Consider the following 5,588-nt stretch of genomic DNA (forward strand, 5'->3'; position numbering starts at 1 on the left):
AGGGCCTCGAGGGCGGTGTTGGCGCCGGCGACGTAGGTGGCGTGGTGCTTGTCGTGGTGCAGCTGCATGATCTCGGCGGAGATGTGCGGCTCGAGGGCGTCGTAGTCGTAGGGGAGGTCGGGAAGCTCGTAGACAGCCATGTTCTCGGTACCTTTCGTCGGGGGTAAGCGTTTCTTTCCGTCCACCAGTCTGGTCAGTTTCCGCGCGGCTCGCAATGATTTACCAATTGAAGATGCAAGTTCAATACGTTGAACATATGGGTCTCCCGGTCGTGGGGTGCCCCACCTGCGGCGATCCCGTGGCCGGCGTACGCTGGGGATCAATTCACCGTGGCACAGGCCCGCCGACCTACCCCCACAGGAGCAGCCGTGAGAACTAGCACAGGTACGAGGATCGTTCTGATCGGGGCGGGGGACGTGGGCGTCGCCTACGCCTACGCCCTGGTGAACCAGGGGCTGTGCGACCACCTGGTGATCATCGACGTGGACGAACGCAAGACCTGGGGGCACGTGCAGGACCTCAACCACGCCGTGCCGTGGTCGGGGTACGGAACACGGGTCACCCAGGGGGACTACAGCGACTGCGCGGACGCGGCCATCGTGTGCATCTGCGCCGGGGCGGCGCAGAAACCCGGGGAGACCCGTCTGGACCTGGTGGACAAGAACGTGGCCATCTTCCGCGACATCGTCGGCAGGGTCCGGGACTCCGGTTTCGACGGGGTGTACCTGGTGGCCACCAACCCGGTCGACATCCTCTCCTACGCCACCTGGAGGATCGCCGGGGTCCCCTCGAACCAGGTCATAGGTTCGGGCACGATCCTGGACACGGCCCGCTTCCGGTCGGCGCTGGGGGAGTACTTCCAGGTCGCCCCGACCTCCGTCCACGCCTACGTCATCGGTGAGCACGGCGACACCGAACTCCCCGTCCTGTCGGCGGGCACGGTCGCCGGAGTGCCCCTGCCTGTCCGGCTGGCACAGTCGCCGGACGGCGGGGACAGCGTCGGCGAGATCTTCCGGCGCACCCGCGACGCCGCCTACGAGATCATCAACGCCAAGGGTTCCACGAGCTTCGGCATCGGTGTCGGCATGGCGAGGATCAGCCGGGCCGTCCTGCGCAACGAGGACGTCGTCCTGCCGGTCTCCGCGCTGGTCGACGGGCAGTACGGCCGAGGCGACTCCCCGGCGATCTACATCGGCACCCCGGCGGTGGTCAACAGCAGGGGCATCCGGGAGGTCATCGAACTCGGGCTCGACGACACCGAGCAGGAGCAGTTCGACGTCTCCGCGGACACCCTGCAGCAGGTCATGGAGGACGCCGGCGTGCTCGGGCCCGGCGACCGGGCGTAGCGTCAGACCCGCAGGAACCGCCGGATCAGCGGCATCTCCTCGCGCGCCTGGGCCAGGCCGGCCTCGTAGGTCTCCGCCAGTTCGTTGAGCTTGCGGGTCCCGTTGCCCAGGGGCATGCGGTGCGGGGCGAAGATGTACGCCTTGCCGCGCCGCTCCTGTTCGAAGATCCAGTCACGGGTCCGGTTGTAGCGGGCGTGCCGGTCCAGCATCGACTGCGCCAGCGCCGGGTACTGGGGGAAGGCCTTCTTCACGAACCAGGTGAACCTCGAGGCGCTCTTGCGGTACGACCGGGTGCGCGTCATCACCACCAGGAAGCGGTCGAACCCCTCCATCTCGATGGCGGAGTCCACCGGGATGCCCCCGGTCGAACCGAAGGCGCCGTCGAAGTAGACCTCCGTGCCGATCTTCGTCGGCGGCATGACGATCGGCAGGGACGCGGAGGCGCGGGCGTGGCGCAGGAAGTCGTCCAGGCCGTGCATGTCCTCCCGCGCCCAGTGCACGGTCTCGCCGGTCCGTCCGTTGAAGCCGGAGATCCGGAAGTTGCCCGGGCTCGCCGTGATCGCGTCCCAGTCCGGCACCATGCTGCGGTCCTCGACCTGCGCGTCCGGCCCGAAGATGTAGCGGGCGTTGAAGAACCCGTCCCCCCGCAGGAAGGGCCGGATCCCGCCGAACAGCGGGTCGCCGGGGAAGACGGTGAAGTAGTCGCGGGCCAGGCGCGTGTCCTGCGAGAGGTACGTGGCCACGTGCACCGCCGACGCCGAGTTCCCGTAGGTCCAGTCGAACTGGATGCCCTCCTCGAGCAGCGCCTGCACCATCGCGGAGGAGAATGCGGCGCGCATCGCCCCACCCTCGAACACCAGGGCGGTGTCACTGACCGGTCTGCTCGGGACGCCCCGTGCCGGACCCCCGTGCAGTGGGGGACGGACACCTGCCGGAAAATCTTCCACGGCATCACATAGTACAGTGCGCCGGTCGGCGTGACGTGGCGGATCGGGTAACAATGGGGGCGTGAAGATCATCGCGCACCGCGGGGCGAGCGGATACCGGCCGGAACTGACCCTCGACGCCTACGAGCACGCCGTCGACCTCGGGGCGGACGGGGTGGAGTGCGACATCCGGCTCTCCGCGGACGGGGTGCCGGTGGTCATCCACGACGCCACGGTGGACCGCACCTCGGACGGCACCGGCGCCGTCGCCGCGATGCCGTTGGCCCGGCTGAGGGAGTTCAACGTGGGCACCGCCGAACGTCCCCAGCGCATCCTCACGCTGCGCGAACTGCTGGAGTTCATCCGGGACGTCCGGCCTGCCGGGAAGCGTCCGGAGCTCTTCGTGGAGACCAAGCGCCTCGGCAGCGCGCGGGAACGGGACGGCCGGCTGGAGGCGGCGATGAACCGGGAACTCCACGCCGCAGGGATGGCCGACGGCGACCTGGCCGGGCTGGTGCACCTGATCTCCTTCGACCACGGCTCCCTGGCCCGGTTCGGCGCGTTGAACCCGGGCATCCACCGCATCTACCTGCGCAAGGAGTACCGCCTGTGGCGCCTGCTCAGACACCTCGAACCCGCCGGGGTGGCCCCCTCACAGGGGTTTTCCGTGCGCCGCGCCAGGGAGGCCCCCCAGCACGTCGTCGGCGCGGGGGACCGCACGTACGTGTTCACCGCCAACCGGGACGACGACCTGCTGTGGCTGCGACGCCACGGCGTCCGGTGGGCCGCCACGGACTACCCGGACCGGGCCCGCCGGGTGCTCGGGGGCGCGGTCACGCTCCCCTGACCGCTAGACTGTGGTCCGTGGCTAAGAAGAACAGGAAGAACAAGAACCAGGACGACCTGCCCGAGGGCATGAGCCGTCGCCAGGCGAAGCTCGCCAAGCGTGCCGCGGAGCGCGCCGCACTGGAGCGCGACCCGCGTCCCTACGGCGACTTCGCCGCCGAGGCCGACCTCATCGCCCTGCAGGAGTTCGTCCCCTCCGCCTACTTCACCGCGGAGACCGAGAAGGACGCCGGGTTCACCCGTCCGGTCACCGTCTGCACCGTCCTGCCCGGCGCAGCGGCCGCCCTGGTCCGCGCCGAAGACGAGGGCGGCGAGGCCCTCGTCGCCCTGCAGACCCAGCACCGCGGCGACAACCCCAACCGGGACCTGGCCTTCGCCCTGGAGTGGGCCAGGACCGCGGAACCGGGCACCACACTGGAGGTCGCCGTCGCCGACGGGTCCGAGCCCGCGCTGTCGTCCCTGCTGGTCGCGGGGCAGACCCCCGCCATCGAGGTCTGTGAGGACTTCAACTGGTGGCTCACCGAGGACCAGCGTTCCAACCCGCAGGTCGTCGCCTCCCTCGACCAGGCCAACGCCTCCGTGCTGCCGAGCGTCCGGGTGGACGCCGCGGTCACCGGCGCCGCCTGGTGGATCGACCCCGGCGAGAAGGCGCACATCCGCTGGGTCCGTCCGGAGACCGAGGCGCAGCTGCTCCCCGCGCTGGCCCGCGTCCACGCGGCCGGCCAGCTGAACCTGGGTGAGGACACCCGCTTCGCCGGCGTGTTCCGCACCCACGGCATCCTCGTGCCGGTGTTCGACCTGGACAACACCGTAGACGCCAGCGAGTTCGCCGCACCGCTGCAGGAACTGGACGCCCGGATCTCCGAGGCCCTGTCCGGCATCGCCGACGGTGGCGCCCTCACCGCGGAGGAGCAGAAGTCCCGCCAGACGATCATCGCCCGCGAGGTCACGATCCGCTGACGGCCGATCTGTGCCACCATGGGTGGCATGGCTGATACCGCATTCCAAGGAACCCCCGCACACACCGTCGGTGAGCTGCCCGCCGTGGGCACCACGGCGCCCGACTTCACCACCGTCTCCGCCGGGCTGAAGGACGTCGACGGCGCCTCCCTCCGCGGCCGGCGCGTGGTGCTGAACATCTTCCCCTCGGTCGACACCGGTGTCTGCGCCGCGTCCGAGCGGGAGTTCAACAGGCGGGCCGCCGACCTGGACAACACCACCGTCGTCTCGGTCTCGAAGGACCTCCCCTTCGCCCTGGGCCGTTTCTGCGCCGCCGAGGGCATCGACAACGTGGAGGCCACCTCCGCCTTCCGGTCCTCCTTCGGCGAGGACTTCGGGGTCACGCTCACCGACTCCCCGCTCGCCGGCCTGCTGGCCCGTGCCGTGGTCGTCGTGGACACCGACGGCACCGTCCTGCACTCACAGCTCGTCCCGGAGATCACCACCGAGCCCGACTACGACGCCGCCCTCGCCGTCCTGAACTGACCCGCGCGCGACCGCGCGCGGGACCACGACGGTGGTCAGCGCAGCTCGCTGAACAGTTCCTCCGCGGCGGCGTCGTCCCACAGCACCACGCTGCCGGCGTCGGTGTCGGCGAAGCCGCCGACGGGGACGGTCTGCTGCTCCGCGCCGCGGACCATGCCCAGCGCCAGGCGGGCGAGGTGCCACACATGGTCGCCCTCGTCCACGGTCAGCGCATCAGAGAACGCGTTGACCAGGGGGAACGCCCGGAAGGGGTTGGCCAGGGTGCCGAAGGACCCCACCTTCGAGACCACGGCGCCGAGGAACTCACGCTGACGTTCCACCCGGTCCAGGTCGCCGTTAGCCGAGGTGTAGCGGGTGCGCACGTACCCCAGGGCCGTCGGCCCGTCCATCTCCTGGCAGCCGGCCTCGACGTTGAGGCCGGCCATCGGGTCGTCGATGGGCTCGGACGGGCACAGCTCCACCCCGCCGACCGCGTCGACGATCTTGCCGAAACCGCCGAAACCGATCTCCATGTAGTGGTCCATGCGCATGCCCGTGGCACCCTCGACGGTCTGCTGCAGCAGCTGGGGGCCGCCGAAGGCGAACGCGGAGTTGATCTTGCCCTCGCCGTAGCCCGGGATCGACACGTAGGAGTCACGCGGGATCGAGACCATGGTCGGCTTCCCGCCGAACGCCGGGACGTGGACCACGATGATCGAGTCCGTCCGTGCCCCTCCCTCGGAGAGGTCGCCGGCGGCGTAGCGCTCACCGTCCTCCTCGCTCATGCCCTCCCGGGAGTCGGACCCCACCAGGAGCCAGTTCGACCCTGAGGTGTTGCCGATCCGGCCCTCGTAGTCGGAGAGCGCGTCGATGCGGTTGATGTTCGAGTCGACCCACCATGCGGTGCCGCCCGCCACGAGGAGGATCACCAGCAGCAGGGCGCCGAGCACCCGCAGCGGACGGATCCGCCGCCGCTTCCGGGGACGCCGGGGGCGTGGAGCCGGTC

The 5,588-nt window shown here is 70.1% G+C and carries 6 protein-coding genes and 1 pseudogene; 4 read left to right on the plus strand and 3 right to left on the minus strand.

Annotated features, from left to right (window positions below):
- Positions 1-140, minus strand: a pseudogene (locus Q0A34_RS12575) (superoxide dismutase); the annotation flags it as partial.
- A gap of 228 nt (positions 141-368) precedes the next feature.
- On the opposite strand from Q0A34_RS12575, the gene Q0A34_RS12580 reads away from it, so the two are divergent.
- Positions 369-1,346 carry an L-lactate dehydrogenase gene (locus tag Q0A34_RS12580; RefSeq protein ID WP_291480343.1) on the plus strand — a complete coding sequence of 326 codons (978 nt, stop codon included), beginning with the start codon at positions 369-371 and terminating at the stop codon, positions 1,344-1,346.
- A 2-nt stretch (positions 1,347-1,348) separates the two neighbouring features.
- Here Q0A34_RS12580 and Q0A34_RS12585 read toward each other — a convergent pair whose 3' ends face one another.
- Positions 1,349-2,293 carry a patatin family protein gene (locus Q0A34_RS12585; protein ID WP_291480344.1) on the minus strand — a complete coding sequence of 315 codons (945 nt, stop codon included), beginning with the start codon at positions 2,291-2,293 and terminating at the stop codon, positions 1,349-1,351.
- 61 nt (positions 2,294-2,354) lie between these two features.
- Between Q0A34_RS12585 and Q0A34_RS12590 the strand changes: the two genes are divergently transcribed.
- The 3 genes from Q0A34_RS12590 to tpx all read left to right on the plus strand — a co-directional run bounded on the left by Q0A34_RS12590 (position 2,355) and on the right by tpx (position 4,603).
- A complete protein-coding gene (locus tag Q0A34_RS12590) occupies positions 2,355-3,119 on the plus strand; it encodes a glycerophosphodiester phosphodiesterase family protein (RefSeq protein WP_291480345.1) in 765 nt (254 codons plus the stop codon).
- Between the two features lie 68 nt (positions 3,120-3,187).
- Positions 3,188-4,078 (plus strand): DUF5926 family protein, encoded by an 891-nt coding sequence (locus Q0A34_RS12595; protein WP_291480348.1) that lies wholly within the window; start codon positions 3,188-3,190, stop codon positions 4,076-4,078.
- Positions 4,079-4,105: 27 nt separating this feature from the next.
- Positions 4,106-4,603, plus strand: a complete 498-nt coding sequence (tpx, locus tag Q0A34_RS12600) for a thiol peroxidase (RefSeq protein ID WP_291480346.1) — start codon at positions 4,106-4,108, stop codon at positions 4,601-4,603.
- A gap of 35 nt (positions 4,604-4,638) precedes the next feature.
- Here tpx and Q0A34_RS12605 read toward each other — a convergent pair.
- Positions 4,639-5,588, minus strand: a 950-nt coding sequence (locus tag Q0A34_RS12605) for an LCP family protein (protein WP_291480347.1), incomplete at its 5' end; no start/stop codon positions are given.

The organism is Corynebacterium sp. (assembly GCF_022712195.1).
GTDB lineage: Bacteria > Actinomycetota > Actinomycetes > Mycobacteriales > Mycobacteriaceae > Corynebacterium.